Raw genomic sequence first — 14866 nt, forward strand, 5'->3', positions numbered from 1 at the left:
TATTATTGACTAGAGTCATGCTCTCTTCTCCTTACACTGAGTTAAGGAATACCTCAGGGTGGGGGCAGATAGGGAATATGCTCTGTGGTGGAGCAGGCCAATGCCGTTGGCGTTCTCCGCTGCCAATATGATCTTACAAGGATCTCAGAATCCTAACATGCGGTGCGAAGCACTAGGGGATGCAGCCTGTGGATGCTTTGTTTCAAGTTGTGGTGCTGAATCAAACCCCAGATCCAGAACGGGTCATCTACCAGGCCATGCACCAGGATTACAGCCCTGATTTTGTCACCTCAGAAAGCCGGATCCCGGAAAAGTATGGAGAGGCCGTGGTGCGGCATTTGCTGGAGGGCAACCGTGGCCACTATGGGCCTCTAGAGCATCCTCAGATCACGTTTGGGGTAGGCTATTTTCCCCATGCTGTCATGCAACAGGCCCGTACTCATCGGGTGGGAATTTCTTTTGATGTTCAATCCTTCCGATATACAGGCCAGCAAATTGCCGATTTGGGCAAAAAGCTCTTGTTCGCGTCAGCGGTGCGGAGCACAACCGAGACTGCTGCTCCTGTTGGCGAGACCGGCTACGGTTGCGTCAGCAATGCGGAGCACAGTGGCGGGACGGAGTCCTCCTTGTCTTTGCAAGAGCTGGAAACTTTGTTTTACGTTCCTGCCAGCGTCAAGGAGGGCAAGGCCAAAACCCGCCAAGGCTTTAGGCCCATCTCCCCCGAAGCTTTGGATATCATTCTTGCGCAATATCGCAGCCAGGCCATTGCTTATTATCGCCTGGTAGAAGAGTGCGGATTGCCCTATGAAGATGCCCGTAACATCATTGGCTACGGGATCCGACAACACTTCGTGGTCTCTTTCAATTGCCGCAGTCTAATGCATTTTTTGGATTTACGAGCCAAAGAAGATGCTCAACGAGAAATTCAACATCTGTGTGAACTGATTTGGCCCCACTTTGAAGCGTGGTGTCCCCACGTGGCGGCCTGGTATCGTAAGCATCGCTGGGGAAAGGCTCGATTATCCCCCTAAACTTAGTTTAGATAGATATGCTCTGCTAACCCCTTCTGCGGCTAATCCTGTTTTTGATCTTTTGTTGGGTTACGGGTATGGATCCCGAAGCTTATGAGCAAATGGCAGGCTTGGAAGACCGGCATTGGTGGTTTTTGGGTCGCCGTCACATTCTGAGTCGGGTTATTGGATCCCTGTCGCTTCCCCCCTCTGCTTATATTTTGGAAGCTGGCTGTGGTAGCGGCGGCAACCTGGAGATGTTGTCCAGATTTGGCAAAGTTTGGGCTATGGAAAAGAGTGAAATTGCACTGCCGCTGGCCCAAGCTCGCGGTATTGGGATCGTGGCAGAGGGGGAGTTGCCAAACCGGATCCCCTTTGGTTCTCAACGATTTGATTTGATTGCTTTGCTGGATGTGCTGGAGCATCTGGAGAATGACAAAGAAGCTCTCCTAGCCCTCAGTCAAAGGTTAACCCCATCTGGCTACTTAGTTGTAACTGTTCCGGCTTATCCGTGGCTGTGGAGTTTACATGATGAGCTTAATCATCACAAGAGACGATATACCCGCGGGCAACTTTTGTCGTTGCTTAAAAGCTCAGGTCTAGAAGTTTATACCCTTGTTTTCTTCAACAGTTTTCTTTTCCCAATCATTTCAGGGATCCGCATAATGCAGAAAGTGCTTCGCCTGAGGGAAAGCCAAGATCTGAAAATGCCGCCGCTTTGGCTCAATCGACTGCTGACGGGTATTTTTGCTGCAGAAGCCTATCTGATACCTAAGTTTTCTCTGCCCTTCGGTGTATCTCTGCTGGCAGTAGCCGGCCCGGCAACGAAATCGTAGTATCCTGTCATCATTGCTGTTCTCAGACTGCACTTTGATCATTGCTTAAACTCTCATGTTTCGACATCCAATGTCTGCAATTCTGGTAGTTTCTACAACAGCCTTTTCCGACGGTACTTAACCCACTCAACAGGGATTTTTATCTCTTGCATGATGAGGATCCCAATTACTTAAAGAACTTATTTTGTGTCAGCAGCATGAAGTCCTTTGAAGCTGGGAAGGGCCGTCAATAGAATTATCTGGTGAGGGCTACCCATTCAAGTTTTGGTCAACACTGATCTTGTCCAATAGCCTCAGATGCACAATCTTTTCTGTAAGATTGTCAACAGTCTTGATGCCGAAGGAGATAACCCTTGGCCGAACGCGGCTATAAAACTCGTCTGGATCTGCATCGTTTGTGGGTGCCCTTGGCCTGTTTTGGCGATGGCCTTTGTATTTGGTTGGCCTTTGGGGCGGGCTACTGGCTGCGCAGCTTGCGTCCTCATCAGCTCTTGCCTTGGGATGTCTACGCGGCCTTGGGATTGTTGACCGCCCTCAGTTATTGGGGCATTCAGGCGGGCTTAGGCGGATACGGTGAGTCGAAGCGCTTGTCTCGCTTTGAAGAATGGGCCAGTTTGCTGGTGGGGTTGGGATTGACGTTTGGTTTGGTGCTGGCAGGGGCCTTTTTCGTTCGCTCGGTCTCTTTGTCGCGGCTGGTGGTGGGCTACGCCGGCTTGTTGGCTCTGCTGAGTTTGACTTTGGTACGGGTGGGGTTGCGGCTGGGCATGGGCTGGTTGTGCTCTAGGGGCTACGGTCGGCGGCAGGTCATCTGGGTGGGATCCTGGTCGGTGTTGGCGGAAGTGTTGGAGCGATTGCAGCGATCCCCGCAGTTGGGCTTCCAGGTAGTCGCCTGGGCAGGCGTAGAGCAAGGCTCTTGCGGGGAAGATCTCCCGTCCCAGGATGGGGATCCCTGTCAAGATTCATATCCAGTACTGAACACCGCCCGCCCTACCTCTGACGGGGTTAAGTCTGCCGACAGGACTCTGTCCGGCTCATCCCGAGGAACCCTCTCCTGCTTGTGCAGTCAGCTTGAGCCTTCCTGGTCGGCTCTTGAGCGTCTGGATCTGGTCCATTTGATTGCCTATCTGCAAGCCCACCCAGAAGTGCAGGAGGTGTGGTTTGGGCAACCGGAGCTGGCAACTGCTCCTCTGTTGCTCAGTTTGCAAGCGTTGTCGGTGCAGGTGCGCTTGGTGCCGGATATCTTAAGTTTTTTAACGGTGAACTTCAGCCTGCAGTCTCTCGACGGGATCCCGCTGCTAACTCTGCGTCAGCCCCCTTTGCGCTACGCCCACAACCGGTTCCTCAAGCGAGCTGTAGACATCCTAGGAGCTTCCCTGGGCCTGATCTTGCTTAGCCCTCTGTTTTTGATTATTGCCCTGCTGGTAGCCTGCAGCAGTCCTGGCCCCATTCTGTATTGGCAAGAGCGGGTGAGCTTGGACGGGCGTCGCTTTTGGATTGCCAAGTTCCGCACCATGCGAGTGGATGCTGAGGCAGCCGGCCAGCCGGGCTGGACGCGCCCTGGGGATCCGCGCCGAACCAAGATAGGAGCCTTTTTGCGCCGCACCAACCTGGACGAGCTGCCCCAACTGTGGAACGTCCTGAAAGGGGAAATGAGCCTAGTGGGCCCCCGCCCAGAGCGGCCCTACTTTGTCGAGCAGTTTAGCCAGGAGATCCCCAAGTATCCGGATCGGCATTTGGTAAAAAGTGGCCTCACCGGCTGGGCCCAGATCCACGGCCTGCGGGGAGATACCAGCATTGCCCGCCGCACCCAGTATGATCTCTACTATGTGCAAAACTGGTCGCTGTGGCTGGATCTGCGCATCTTGGCCATCACCTTCTGGCAAGGGATCCGCGGACGGCTGGCCGGATACTAGGGGTTAGCGTATGCCATTCTCCCCCCAAGAGCTGCTCTACGAGGGCAAGGCCAAGCGCATCTACCGCACTGCCGATCCCAGGGTTTATCTTTGCCAATACAAAGACGACGCCACGGCCTTCAACGCCCAAAAGCGGGGATCCATCGCCGGCAAGGGAGAGGTGAATTGCACCGTCTCCAGCCATGTGTTTGCCTACCTGGCGCAGCAAGGGATCCCCAACCATTTCTTGGCCCAAACCGGCCCCACCGAGATGCAGGTGCGAGCCTTGCACATCCTGCCTTTGGAAGTGGTGGTGCGCAACCGCACAGCGGGTAGCCTCTGCCGACGGCTGGGCCTGGAGCAGGGCCTTCCCATCGAGCCGCCGCTGGTGGAGTTCTATTACAAAAACGATGCCTTGGGGGATCCCTTGGTGACCCCAGATCACATCCGCCTATTGCAGTTGGCCACGCCGGAGCAGGTGGAGCGCTTGGGATCCCTGGCTTTGGCCATCAACAACCATCTGCAGGCTTTCTGGCGAAGCTGCCGCCTAGAGTTGGTGGACTTTAAGCTGGAGTTTGGCCTGGACGAGAAGGGAGAGATCCTGCTAGCCGACGAGATTAGCCCCGATACCTGCCGTCTTTGGGATCGGGGGGGATCTGAGCCGCGGGTGCTGGATAAAGATCTCTTTCGCTTTGATCTGGGGGATCCGGTGGCTGGCTATCAAGAGGTGTTGCAGCGGGTGCTTCAGGCAGTGGGATCCCAATTCCTTCTCTCCTAGAGGGAGAGGAGCCAGGGGTGAGGGACTATAATCGCCTCAGCGATCCCACTCCTTTAACGCCCGAGCCTCCTTTCGCTTGTCGGGATCCCGCCATGACCTCTCCCCGCCCCCCCTACCCCGGCGAGCGTTTCCGCCGCCAACTGGCCAACCTGCTGGATGCCTGGGTGGAGCAGGGGTTGATCGAACCTGCCCAACGGGATCGCCTGCGGGAGTATTACCAACTGGAGAGTTTGCAACGCTCAGCCGGCGGGCGATTTGCCCTGGTGCTTCTGCTGTTTGGCGCAGTTCTGGTGGGCCTAGGGGTGATCTCCTTTGTGGCGGCCAACTGGGCTGCCATTCCCCGCTGGGCAAGAGCCTGGGGGTGCTTGGCCCTCATGGTAGGGCTGCAGGTGGCTGGCTTCCAGGTTTGGCAGCAGGGATCCCGACGGCTGGGCAGCGCCCTGCTGATAGCCGGTGAACTGACCCTGGGAGCCTGTATTGGCCTGATGGCGCAGTGGGTTCAGCTTGGGGGATCTGCGGCAGGCTTGTTTTGGGCCTGGGGGATGGGCGGTTTGGCCATGGCCTACGGCTTGCGTCACAGCCCCAGCGGTGTACTGGCCTGCCTTCTGCTGGGCTTGGGGATGGTAGCCGACTTCGTGGATTGGGGGACTGTCAACTTCCTCTATCCTTGGTTGACCCTGGGCCTGCTGGTTCCTCTGGCCTATTGGTGTTGCTCTCGCTGGGTTTTTGCCCTGGCCGTGGTGAACTTTGGCCTGGCGTTGCAAGGGTTAGCCGAGCGTTTGGGCAGCTCTTTCCAAGGTTTAACCCTTTTGCATCTGCTTGGTGTTGCAGTTGTGTGGGGGTTGGGTCTGTGGCACCAACGCCATAAGCCTTGGCTAAGCCGGGTTTTAACTGAAGGAAGGGATCCAGAGCTTCCCGGCGAGCTGGAGCAAGGCTTGGATTTGGCCCCGACAGCCCAGAACTTGGCTCTGCTGGGGCTGGGTGTCCTGCTCTATGTCTGGAGCTTTGTCGGGACGTGGGTCGATCTTTCCGAGGATCCCCTCTGGAACGTTGGGGATCCCTGGGCGAGCTTGTCGGCAGTGGGGTTGCTGCTGCTGACGGGCTGGGGCTGGTGGCAGGGTTGGCAGGAGAAGAGATCCCAGCCCGTTTCGTCTTGGCTGAAGGATGCTGCTGTTCTGATTTCTCTGGTTGCCTTGGCGCTTTTGCTGGGGATCGGCAGCGCTGTGCCTTTGAACGTGACGGCAGGAGCAGCCTTGGTCCTCTTTGCCCCCTGGATAGTGACCTTGCTGTTGCTGGGGCTGTCAGCAGTGCTCTGCTGGGAAGGGCTACAGCAAGGGCGGCGGGGGCGCTTCTGGCAGGGACTGTTGGGGCTAACCCTGGTGGTGCTGACCCGCTTTTTCGAGTACCCAACCGGCCTGTTGGCCAAGTCGGCGGTGTTGGTGGCCTGTGGGATCGGGGTAATCTGGCTGGGGCTGAAATTTGAGCGGCGGATTTTCTCCCGTCTCTAATTCTTGCCCTTCTAGGAAGCCAAGCCCCGCTACATGATCAAGCAAAGGAAAAAGCTGGAATTGAGCTGGAATTCACAAGAATTTACAAAGTTTGCGGTTTTGCAAGCTGAGCTAGAGCTTAGATACTGCTGCTGCGAATGCGAATTTCCCATTTGAGTGCAATTCACGTAGGGGTGACTTCATTGTTCCCCCTTTTCTTCAGCTGACCCTAGCTGAAGTTCTCAAAGCCTACTCAGAAAAAATAGGAAAGCCTAACGGCGGGCCTGGGCAAAAATGGCTTGCAAAATCTCGTCGGCCCCCTGCTGTTTTAGCTTTTCTGCAAGAGCCATCCCCACTGCCTCGGGATCGGCGGTGGATCCCGTCTGAGTATCGCGGATGAGCCGCCGGCCATCCAGCTCGGCCACCATACCGGTTAGGTGCAGCTCCTCCCCTCGGACTTGGCTGTGAACGCCAATGGGCACTTGACACCCTCCTTCCAAAGCCCGCAGGAAAGCTCGCTCTGCCAAGCAGCGGGCTGTGGCCTCCGCATCGGCCAAGGGTCGGATAAGCTCCAGAATCCGCTCATCTCCCTGCCGACACTCGATTCCCAGGGATCCCTGCCCAACCGCGTACAGAGACACGCTGGGATCCAACACCTCGTGGATCCGGTCGGCTTTGCCCAGACGCTTCAAGCCGGCCACCGCCAAAATCAGGCCATCGTACTCTCCCCGCTCCAGCTTAGCCAGGCGGGTGTTGAGGTTGCCCCGCACGTCCTTAAAGCGCAAGTGGGGAAAGGCATGGCGCAGTTGGGCCAGCCGCCGCAGCGATGAAGTGCCGATCACCGTCCCCTCTGGCAGGGTGGCCAGTCGGTAATCCCGGAACTTTTCCCCCACCACCAAAGCATCCAGGGGATCCTCCCGCCGCGTGATCGCCCCCAACACCAAGCCCTCCGGCAGGCGAGTGGGCAAGTCTTTAAGGCTGTGTACCGCCAAGTCGCTGCTGCCGTTGAGCAGGCTAACTTCCAATTCCTTGGTAAAAAGACCTTTGTCCCCAATTTTGGCCAGGGCTACATCCAGGATGATGTCTCCCTGGGTGGAAAGGGTGTTGAGCTCCAGGGGTAATCCCGGATGGTGTTCTTGCAACTGACCCATCACCCACTGGGTCTGCACCAAAGCCAACTCGCTTTTTCGAGAGGCAATCCGCACCGGCTTGGTGATCCCAGCAGAGGGTTTGGAAGGGGTCGAGGCCCGTTCGCTCATGGCTGCCGCAAAAAAGAACACTGTCTCTCACGCTAGCCGAATCTGTGCCAGGGCAAGGCGGCGGCCTTTAAGATCCTTAACCAAAATTGCAGTTTCCCGAAATCAAGACTTTACCGCAGGGATCCCAGCCGGTAGGATAAGTAGATGGATTCTCCGGCTCGGCGGGGGAGGATCCGGTCTGTCAAGCTCCTCTTCCCCAACCCCAGAGCTTTTGAGGGGAGCTTTCTACAATGGGCACAAGCCCCTGGTTTGGTTGGTCGTCTGCCTGGATGAGTCTTATGGAAGAAAACAACGTCAGCAACGGCACTCAATTACTGCTCAAACGCAACATTCCCGTTAAGGTGGTGGTCACACCCCTTTGGAAAAAGGAAATGCAGGAGCAATTAGAGCGGCAGATCGAAGCCACCGATGCTCAGATGCAACAGCTGGAGTTTCAGGGCAAGCGGGCTATTGCCGAACTGGAGAAACAGAGCCCCAACCCCAACAGCCCCCAAGTGCTCCAACAGGTGGAAGCGGTGAAAAGCCGCGTGAATGAGCAGAAGATCCGGCTCTTGGATCAGAAAAACCAACTGTTGCAGCAGATCAACCAACTGAGCACCCTGGAGCTTAACCAAGAAGTGCTGCAGGGCAATGTGGAGAGCTTCTTCCGAGTCCAAAAAGGAGACAACCTGATCCAGAAAATGCAGGTCGAGATCCTTCTGGAAGATGGGGTGATCAAAGAGATTCGCGGTAACCCATAGGCTACTCACCCCCTTGCCGGAGAAGCGGCAGTCGGGATCCCCAATTTTTCTCGCCTGTAGGTTCTCGAGAACTCCGTTTCGCCAACACAATGGGTGACAATAGGTAACAACCTCTTAACAGCCTTTGGGTTAACGCTCGCACAGGCTGGCGAGGTTGGGTAACATTGCCGCCCGGGGGAGGATTCCCATGTCTGAGTTCGTCTGGTCAGAGCCAGAGCCTCTCGAGGATCTTCATCTTCCCGATTGGTTGCTCACCTCGGCCCAGCGCCGCCGTCTCAAGGCTCTGCTGGTTCTGGCCATGGTGTGGGGGTTGGTCAGCCTGATGCATGTGGTGCCGACGGCCCGTTGGATCACCGTTGGTTTGGCCACGTTCATGGTGATCCACATTAGCCGCTTATTTCGCCTGCAACCGGCGACCTCCCTGCCCCCTCTGAGACTTCCTCCTGCCGCTGCGACCCGCCGGGATCCCAGGTCAGCAGATAACAGCAATGACTCCGTCCTGCCGATGCAACCGGATGGGCAGAGCGGTCTTGCTAAGTTCGGTGACGAGTTGGGGGGGCTGGCCTTGCCCCGTGTGGCTGTGTTGATCCCGGCCAAGAACGAGAGCGCAGTGCTCCCACGGCTGTTGCACAGCTTGACCCAGCTCCGTTACCCCACCAGCCATCTGGAGCTGTGGGCCATCGACGACAACAGCAGCGATGCCACCCCTGAAGTTCTGCGGGAAGCCCAAAAGTGGATCCCGCATCTGCGGGTTTACCGGCGGCAGCCGGGGCGGGGCGGGGGTAAGTCCGGCGCCCTCAACGAGGTACTGCCCCTCACCCAAGGGGAGATCATCCTGGTCTGCGATGCCGATGCTGTGGTGCCTTCGGATTTTCTTGCCCGCACTCTGCCCTTGTTTGTTCAAGTGAGCAGCCTGCGCAGCCGTTTCAGCAGACGGACGGTAGGCGCTGTCCAGGTGCGCAAGGCCCTGAGCAACCCCAACGTCAACTTCTGGACTCTGGGGCAGGTGGCGGAAATGGCCTCCGACGCTTATTTTCAGCAGCAGCGCGTGGCCGTGAGGGGCATTGGCGAGCTACGCGGCAATGGCCAACTGGTGCGGCGAGATGTCTTGGAAAAGTGCGGCGGCTGGAATGAGAGCACCCTCACTGACGACCTGGATCTCACCTTCAAGCTGCACCTGGCGGGCGTAGATATCGCCTTTCTGACGGAGCCGGCCATCGTCGAAGAAGGGGTCACCTCTTGGAAAAGTCTCTGGCACCAGCGCTGCCGCTGGGCGGAAGGGGGCTACCAGCGCTATCTCGACTACTGGCCAGGGATCCTCAGTCGCCGCATGGGGATGGCCAAAACAGTAGATCTCTGGGCCTTCTTTATTTCTCAGTACTTGCTGCCGATGGCCTTGGTTCCCGACACCCTCTGGGTGCTGTTGGCGGGCCACTCCTCGGTGCTGCTCCCCTTGAACGCGCTGGTGATGGGCTGCCTGACGGTGGCTTTTTACCGGGGGCTACGCCAGGTGGAGGGCTTGCGCGGACGGCGACTTTGGTGGCACACCGCCCTGGGCTTGGTCTACATGCTCCACTGGCTGCCGGTTATGATCGCCACAACCGCTCGCATGTGTGTACAGCCCAAGCGCCTAAGGTGGGTGAAAACTGTTCATCACGGCGCTTGAGGTCAGCAAGTTGGATCCAATCCTGCTATCCTAGTCAAGCACCTGCTCACGCCCTGCTCGACCATGGCCCGCCTCTACTACGACACCGACGCCAACCTGGAGCCTTTGGCCGATAAAACCGTTGCCGTCATCGGCTACGGCAGCCAAGGCCACGCCCACGCCCTCAATTTGCGCGATAGCGGTGTCCAGGTCATCGTTGGCCTTTACCCTGGCAGCCCTTCCTGGCCCAAAGCCGAGCAAGACGGCTTAATGGTCAAAACGGTGGCGGATGCTGCCGCTGCCGCCGATTGGGTAATGGTTTTGCTGCCCGATGAAGTGCAAAAGGCCGTTTTCCAGGGCGAAATCCGTCCCCACCTGCAGCCGGGGAACGTGCTCCTCTTTGCCCACGGCTTCAACATTCACTTCGGGCAGATCCAGCCGCCGGCAGACGTGGATGTCATCATGGTTGCCCCCAAAGGCCCTGGGCACTTGGTGCGGCGCACCTACCAAGCGGGGGAAGGGGTGCCCTGCCTGTTTGCCGTCTATCAAGATGCCTCGGGAATGGCACGGGAGCGGGCCATGGCCTATGCCAAAGCCATCGGTGGCACGCGGGCCGGCATTTTGGAAACCACCTTCCGGGAAGAGACCGAAACCGACCTCTTTGGCGAGCAGGTGGTGCTCTGCGGTGGGCTGACGGCTCTGATCAAAGCGGGGTTTGAAACCTTGGTGGAAGCGGGCTACCAGCCGGAACTGGCCTACTTCGAGTGCCTGCACGAGGTGAAGCTGATCGTGGATCTCATTGTCGAGGGGGGCTTGGAGAAAATGCGCCACAGCATCTCCAACACGGCAGAATACGGCGACTACACCCGTGGCCCCCGCATCATCACGGAGCAAACCCGCGCCGAGATGAAACGCATCCTCGCCGAGATTCAAAGCGGCCAATTTGCCCGTGAATTTGTCTTGGAAAATCAGGCCGGCAAGCCAGGGCTTACTGCGATGCGGCGCCGCGAGGCCGAACACCCCATTGAACAGGTGGGCAGGGAGCTGCGGGCCATGTTTAGCTGGCTAAAGAAATAGGTCGGATATCTGGAGCTGAGGGTAGACCATCTCTGTGCTGGATCTGAAGCTGCTGCGGGATCGCCCTGAACAAGTACGCCAAGCCCTGCAAAATCGCCGGGCCACAGTCGATCTGGACGGGATCCTGCAGTTGGATCGGGAGCGGCGGCAGTTGGAGGCCCGCAAGGGCTCCCTGCAGGCCGAAAGCAACAGCCTCGGCAAAAAAGTCGGCGAGATCCTCCGCCAGGGGGCGGATCCCCAGGGCCCCGAAGTGGCGGCCCTACGGCAGCGGGGGGTGGATCTCAAGGCCGAGATCGCCCAACTGGAGCAGCGGGAACGAGAGCTGGAAGAGGAGATTCGCGCTCGGCTGCTCACCCTGCCCAATTTGCCCCTGCCCAGCGTGCCGGTTGGCCGAGATGAGACCGACAATGTAGAGGTGCGTCGCTGGGGTGAGGAGCTGAAACCTGCCCATCCTGTCCTTCCCCATGACGAGATTGCCGAAAAACTAGGGTTGCTGGAGATTGGCCGTGCGGTCAAAGTGGCCCAAAGCCGCTTTGTGGCTATGGTAGGGGCGGGCGCGGCCCTGGAACGGGCTTTGATTGCCATGATGCTGGAGCGCCACGTTGCAGCCGGCTACACCGAGGTGATCCCGCCCTTTTTGGTCAACAGCGCCGCTTTGCAGGGGACGGGGCAGTTGCCCAAGTTTGCCGAAGACAGCTTTCGCTGTGCTGACGACGACCTGTGGCTGATCCCGACGGCGGAAGTTCCCCTTACCAATCTGTACCGGGATGAGGTAATCCCTGCGGAGTCCCTCCCTCTTTACTTCTGTGCTTACACCCCTTGTTTTCGCCGTGAGGCGGGCAGCTATGGCCGCGACACCAAGGGGCTGATCCGGTTGCACCAGTTTCAAAAAGTGGAGCTGGTCAAGGTCACTCGCCCAGATCAATCGGAAGCCGAACACGAGAAGCTGGTGCAGGATGCCGAGGCCATCTTACAGATGCTGGAGCTGCCCTACCGGGTGGTGGAGCTGTGTAGCGGCGATTTGGGCTTTGCGGCAGCCCGCTGCTTTGACTTGGAGGTGTGGTTCCCCTCCCAAAATCAATACCGCGAGATCTCCAGTTGCTCCAACTGCTGGGACTTTCAGGCCCGCCGTGCTAACCTGCGCTACAAAGAAGCCGGCCAGAAAGGCACCCAGTTTGTCCACACCCTGAACGGATCTGGCTTGGCGGTGGGGCGCTCTCTGGCTGCCCTGCTCGAAAATCACCAACAGCCGGATGGCTCGATTCGCATTCCCAAGGCGCTGCGTCCCTTTCTCAGCTCCCGGTTTCTCTCGGAAGACGGGATCCTCATTCCTGCTGCCTGAGCTCAAACTCAACCCAGTTTGATTGAGACTCGATTGAGACGCTCCTGCCCACCCGGCAGACGCCCTTATCTTTTCTGCAGTTTGGAAATGAATCAGCTTGACCTGCTCCTCGCTCTACAAGGATGAGGATCCCTAACACTTCACAGAGACGATCCACCTGACGGTAGCCTCAATCTTTAGGGTCATTTCAAGTTAGGTTGAGACACTTCCCAAGTGCTCTGCGGTACCGCTTCCGCTATGCAAAAGGGGAGAGGAGCTAGGAAGCAATGCATTCCTACCTTCCTGCCGGGCTGTCCTTCCGCTCAAGATTTGCCCTTGAGGCGATCCAACTCAGCTTGCAATTCGGCGATCTTCTGGCGCAGACGGGCCGCTTCCGAAAGTTCGATGGCCGTGCCTGCCTCGCCCTCGGTATCGCTAATGTCATCAATGGTGATCTTGCGGGGACCGGCAGTTTGTCTGTCTTCTCCCTTGCGGTTGGCGTTGGCGGCGATGGCATCCATGTAAGCCCGCGCCTCTTCAGCGGTCATCGCCCCCCGCTCCACCAGCTCGTCCACCAAAGCTTGCGCCTGCTTGCGCAACTCCATCAGACGGATACCCGCTTTGCTGGCCACCTTGGCAGCATTATCCGCCGCCACAGCCGCCAAACCCATGCCGAAGTAAAAGGCTTTTTGAGCCCAGTTGGCGAGGGGATTGTCTGTTTCGGACATAGTGTAATGCGCTGCTAGGGCAAGGAGGAGAGAACCCAGCAGAGAGAAGTAGGGCTGCAAAGGGCGACCCGGGTTGACGCGCCTGCTCAGAGCATCCCGTGGTGCTGCTATCTTCCGATCCTGACACGGTTTGGGCGTCGGAGCTGCACGGACCCAGGTCTTCCAGTAGCCTAGCATTTTTCCCCTCTGCCCTGCTCGGCTTTCTTGGGCAACAGATGGGTTTCTCAGGGGGCTAGGGAGTTTCAGGCGGCTCCAGATAAACAGGGATCCGCTCTACGGCTGTATCGCTGCGCTGCACCTCCTGTTCCTGAACTTGAGGAAGGGTTACCGGCAGGGTAACCGGTTGAGCAACAAAACAACTGGCCACGGGCAGCGCTTGCTCCAGTTCGTCCAGAGGGCGGGGGATCACTGCCACCGCGTGCAATTCCCCAATGCGCTCTGCTTCGTACATGCCGGCATCGATGGCAATGGCCACGTTGGCCACTGTACCGCGGATAATGGCCGTACATAGGCCATCCCCAATGGTCTCGTAGGCCGCCAGTTGGACATCCGCGGTTTTGAGCATGACATCGGCAGCTCCCACCATTGCCGGGAAGCCGCGAGTTTCCAGCAGGCCCACGGCCAAGTTACTGAGGCGGCTGTAGCCGCGGTTTTGTGCCAGTTGAGACAGCTTGCTGCTGATCGGCAGTACCACTTCCAAGTTGGGCAGGGGGCGCGGGATCACCAAACTGGAGATCTCCTCTTGGTCAAACTGGCGGGCCAGCTCAATGCCCTCCTCAATGGCAATGCGCACATCGGCAATTCCCCCCCGCACAATGGCTGTGCAGTAGCCCCCCGAGGTTTTCTCAAAGCCGATCAGTGTCACGCCTGCCGATTTGGTCATGGCGTCAGCAATGCGCACAATGACCGGAAAGCTGCGCGTCTGAATCAGGCCCAGAGAGGTTGACATCGGCATCCTAACCACTCATGCCAGTTTAGCCATCAGAGCCGGCCATCCCCAGAGGAGAGCACCTGTCGATGGGGATAAATCTTGCTCAAGAGGCGATCCAATTCCCAATGGCCAGGGATCCCATTGAGCTTATGGGTTTTGGTCTCTGGGGAGTCGGATTTTTCTTGGTGCCAACGGCGGGTTTGCTTTTCAACATTGGCCACCGGAGAACTGGGTGGGGGAGACGGCTCAGGCGACATCTCTGGAGCCATTTCCACTGCCGCCGGCGAGGGCTCTGCCGGGATGGGCTTGTTGCCGCCCGCCTCCTGGAGATCGAAACCATAGGTGGGATCCCCGAGCAGCGAGCCGGGGGGAATAACCGCTTGGCTGAGCACCGAACAATTCAGCACTGTGGTTTCTGAGCCGATGCAGGCGTTTTCGCCGATGGTGCCCTGCCCGATCACCAGCACCCCCATTCCCAAGGTTGCTCCCGCCTCCACGATGAGGGATCCCCCACAGGCGTGCAGAACGGATCCCATGCCGATACACGCGCCGCGCCCGATGTGAATTCGACAGCCGGGGTTGGCCCGCAGCAGCACCCCTGCCCCAATCCCCGCCCCGGCTTCCACCTGTACCTCACCACTGACAAAATAGCGAGTTTCGTCGTTCTGGCCAGGCAAGGCGCGGAGCGTCATGGAGTTGGGCAAAGTAGAGGCCAACAAAGTGCTCCTCATCGCTGGGGGGTTGGGCTTGAACCAACAGAGGTCAAAAAAAGCTGGGATCCCTCAAGGGGTTTGGATGATCTGCTCCAGCACTCGCCGTTTGGCTTTTGGGTCAATACCCAGCAGGCGGACGTATTCGCCGCGATGTTCCTCCAGACAGGCTTCCAGAGCTGCCACCACTTGCGGCACTTGGGTGGCCTCGATGGGGCTACAGCTTTGCCAGGAAGACGTGCGAAAACGGCGCTTGTCCGCATGTTCGGTGCCGATGCGGTAGCCTTGGCTGAGCAACTGCTGCACCTGAGCCACCACCTCGGCGCTGAGGCGGGTGCCAGAAAGGGATCCCTTGGTCGCGGAAGCGGGAGCCACGGCAGCAGCAGCAGATTTTCCGCCAGGGGTTTGGATGATGCGCTCATAGACCCGCCGTTTGCCTTTGGGATCGATCC

14 protein-coding genes and 1 other RNA gene are annotated in these 14866 nt (G+C 58.1%); 9 read left to right on the plus strand and 6 right to left on the minus strand.

Translation table 11 applies throughout. The features are described from left to right. The first annotated feature begins 188 nt into the window (after positions 1-188). The 5 genes from NW818_RS11940 (at position 189) to NW818_RS11960 (ending at position 6024) form a co-directional block, all read left to right on the plus strand. Positions 189-1031 (plus strand): FAD-dependent thymidylate synthase, encoded by an 843-nt coding sequence (locus NW818_RS11940; protein ID WP_414424673.1) that lies wholly within the window; start codon positions 189-191, stop codon positions 1029-1031. Positions 1032-1108: 77 nt separating this feature from the next. Further along, the gene (locus tag NW818_RS11945; protein ID WP_041436582.1) at positions 1109-1846 is read left to right on the plus strand and encodes a class I SAM-dependent methyltransferase; all 738 of its coding nucleotides are present in this window, start codon (positions 1109-1111) and stop codon (positions 1844-1846) included. A 353-nt stretch (positions 1847-2199) separates the two neighbouring features. Then, positions 2200-3759, plus strand: coding sequence for a sugar transferase (locus tag NW818_RS11950; protein ID WP_414424674.1), 1560 nt, complete (start codon positions 2200-2202; stop codon positions 3757-3759). 10 nt (positions 3760-3769) lie between these two features. Then, positions 3770-4516: a phosphoribosylaminoimidazolesuccinocarboxamide synthase gene (gene purC, locus NW818_RS11955; RefSeq protein ID WP_414344193.1), complete on the plus strand. Its 747-nt coding sequence runs from the start codon at positions 3770-3772 to the stop codon at positions 4514-4516. Positions 4517-4533: 17 nt separating this feature from the next. Next, positions 4534-6024: a DUF2157 domain-containing protein gene (locus tag NW818_RS11960; protein ID WP_414424675.1), complete on the plus strand. Its 1491-nt coding sequence runs from the start codon at positions 4534-4536 to the stop codon at positions 6022-6024. Positions 6025-6275: 251 nt separating this feature from the next. On the opposite strand, the gene hemC is transcribed toward NW818_RS11960, so the two are convergent. After that, positions 6276-7262 carry a hydroxymethylbilane synthase gene (gene hemC / locus NW818_RS11965; protein ID WP_414424676.1) on the minus strand — a complete coding sequence of 329 codons (987 nt, stop codon included), beginning with the start codon at positions 7260-7262 and terminating at the stop codon, positions 6276-6278. Between the two features lie 278 nt (positions 7263-7540). Here hemC and NW818_RS11970 point away from each other — a divergent pair, with 278 nt between their 5' ends. The 4 genes from NW818_RS11970 to serS all read left to right on the plus strand — a co-directional run bounded on the left by NW818_RS11970 (position 7541) and on the right by serS (position 12066). Next, positions 7541-8002 carry a YlqD family protein gene (locus tag NW818_RS11970; protein WP_011433386.1) on the plus strand — a complete coding sequence of 154 codons (462 nt, stop codon included), beginning with the start codon at positions 7541-7543 and terminating at the stop codon, positions 8000-8002. A gap of 187 nt (positions 8003-8189) precedes the next feature. Further along, positions 8190-9668 (plus strand): glycosyltransferase, encoded by a 1479-nt coding sequence (locus tag NW818_RS11975; protein WP_414424677.1) that lies wholly within the window; start codon positions 8190-8192, stop codon positions 9666-9668. Positions 9669-9731: 63 nt separating this feature from the next. Further along, positions 9732-10724: a ketol-acid reductoisomerase gene (ilvC, locus tag NW818_RS11980; RefSeq protein ID WP_414424678.1), complete on the plus strand. Its 993-nt coding sequence runs from the start codon at positions 9732-9734 to the stop codon at positions 10722-10724. Positions 10725-10758: 34 nt separating this feature from the next. Then, positions 10759-12066, plus strand: coding sequence for a serine--tRNA ligase (gene serS, locus NW818_RS11985; RefSeq protein WP_414424679.1), 1308 nt, complete (start codon positions 10759-10761; stop codon positions 12064-12066). 302 nt (positions 12067-12368) lie between these two features. Here serS and NW818_RS11990 read toward each other — a convergent pair whose 3' ends face one another. From NW818_RS11990 to NW818_RS12010, 5 genes are all read right to left on the minus strand, one after another. Then, entirely contained in the window at positions 12369-12773 is a 405-nt protein-coding gene (locus NW818_RS11990) for a hypothetical protein (protein WP_414343637.1), read from the minus strand. Between the two features lie 62 nt (positions 12774-12835). After that, an RNA gene (gene ffs / locus NW818_RS11995) (signal recognition particle sRNA small type) lies at positions 12836-12933 on the minus strand. A gap of 72 nt (positions 12934-13005) precedes the next feature. Next, a complete protein-coding gene (locus NW818_RS12000; protein ID WP_414329208.1) occupies positions 13006-13728 on the minus strand; it encodes a carbon dioxide-concentrating mechanism protein CcmK in 723 nt (240 codons plus the stop codon). A 26-nt stretch (positions 13729-13754) separates the two neighbouring features. Continuing rightward, positions 13755-14420, minus strand: coding sequence for a hypothetical protein (locus tag NW818_RS12005; RefSeq protein ID WP_414424680.1), 666 nt, complete (start codon positions 14418-14420; stop codon positions 13755-13757). A 66-nt stretch (positions 14421-14486) separates the two neighbouring features. Further along, a partial coding sequence (locus NW818_RS12010) for a ribulose bisphosphate carboxylase small subunit (protein ID WP_414424681.1) occupies positions 14487-14866 on the minus strand: 380 nt, incomplete at its 5' end.

Origin of the sequence: Synechococcus sp. R6-5, assembly GCF_047461775.1 — a bacterium.
Classification (GTDB): Bacteria; Cyanobacteriota; Cyanobacteriia; order Thermostichales; family Thermostichaceae; genus Thermostichus.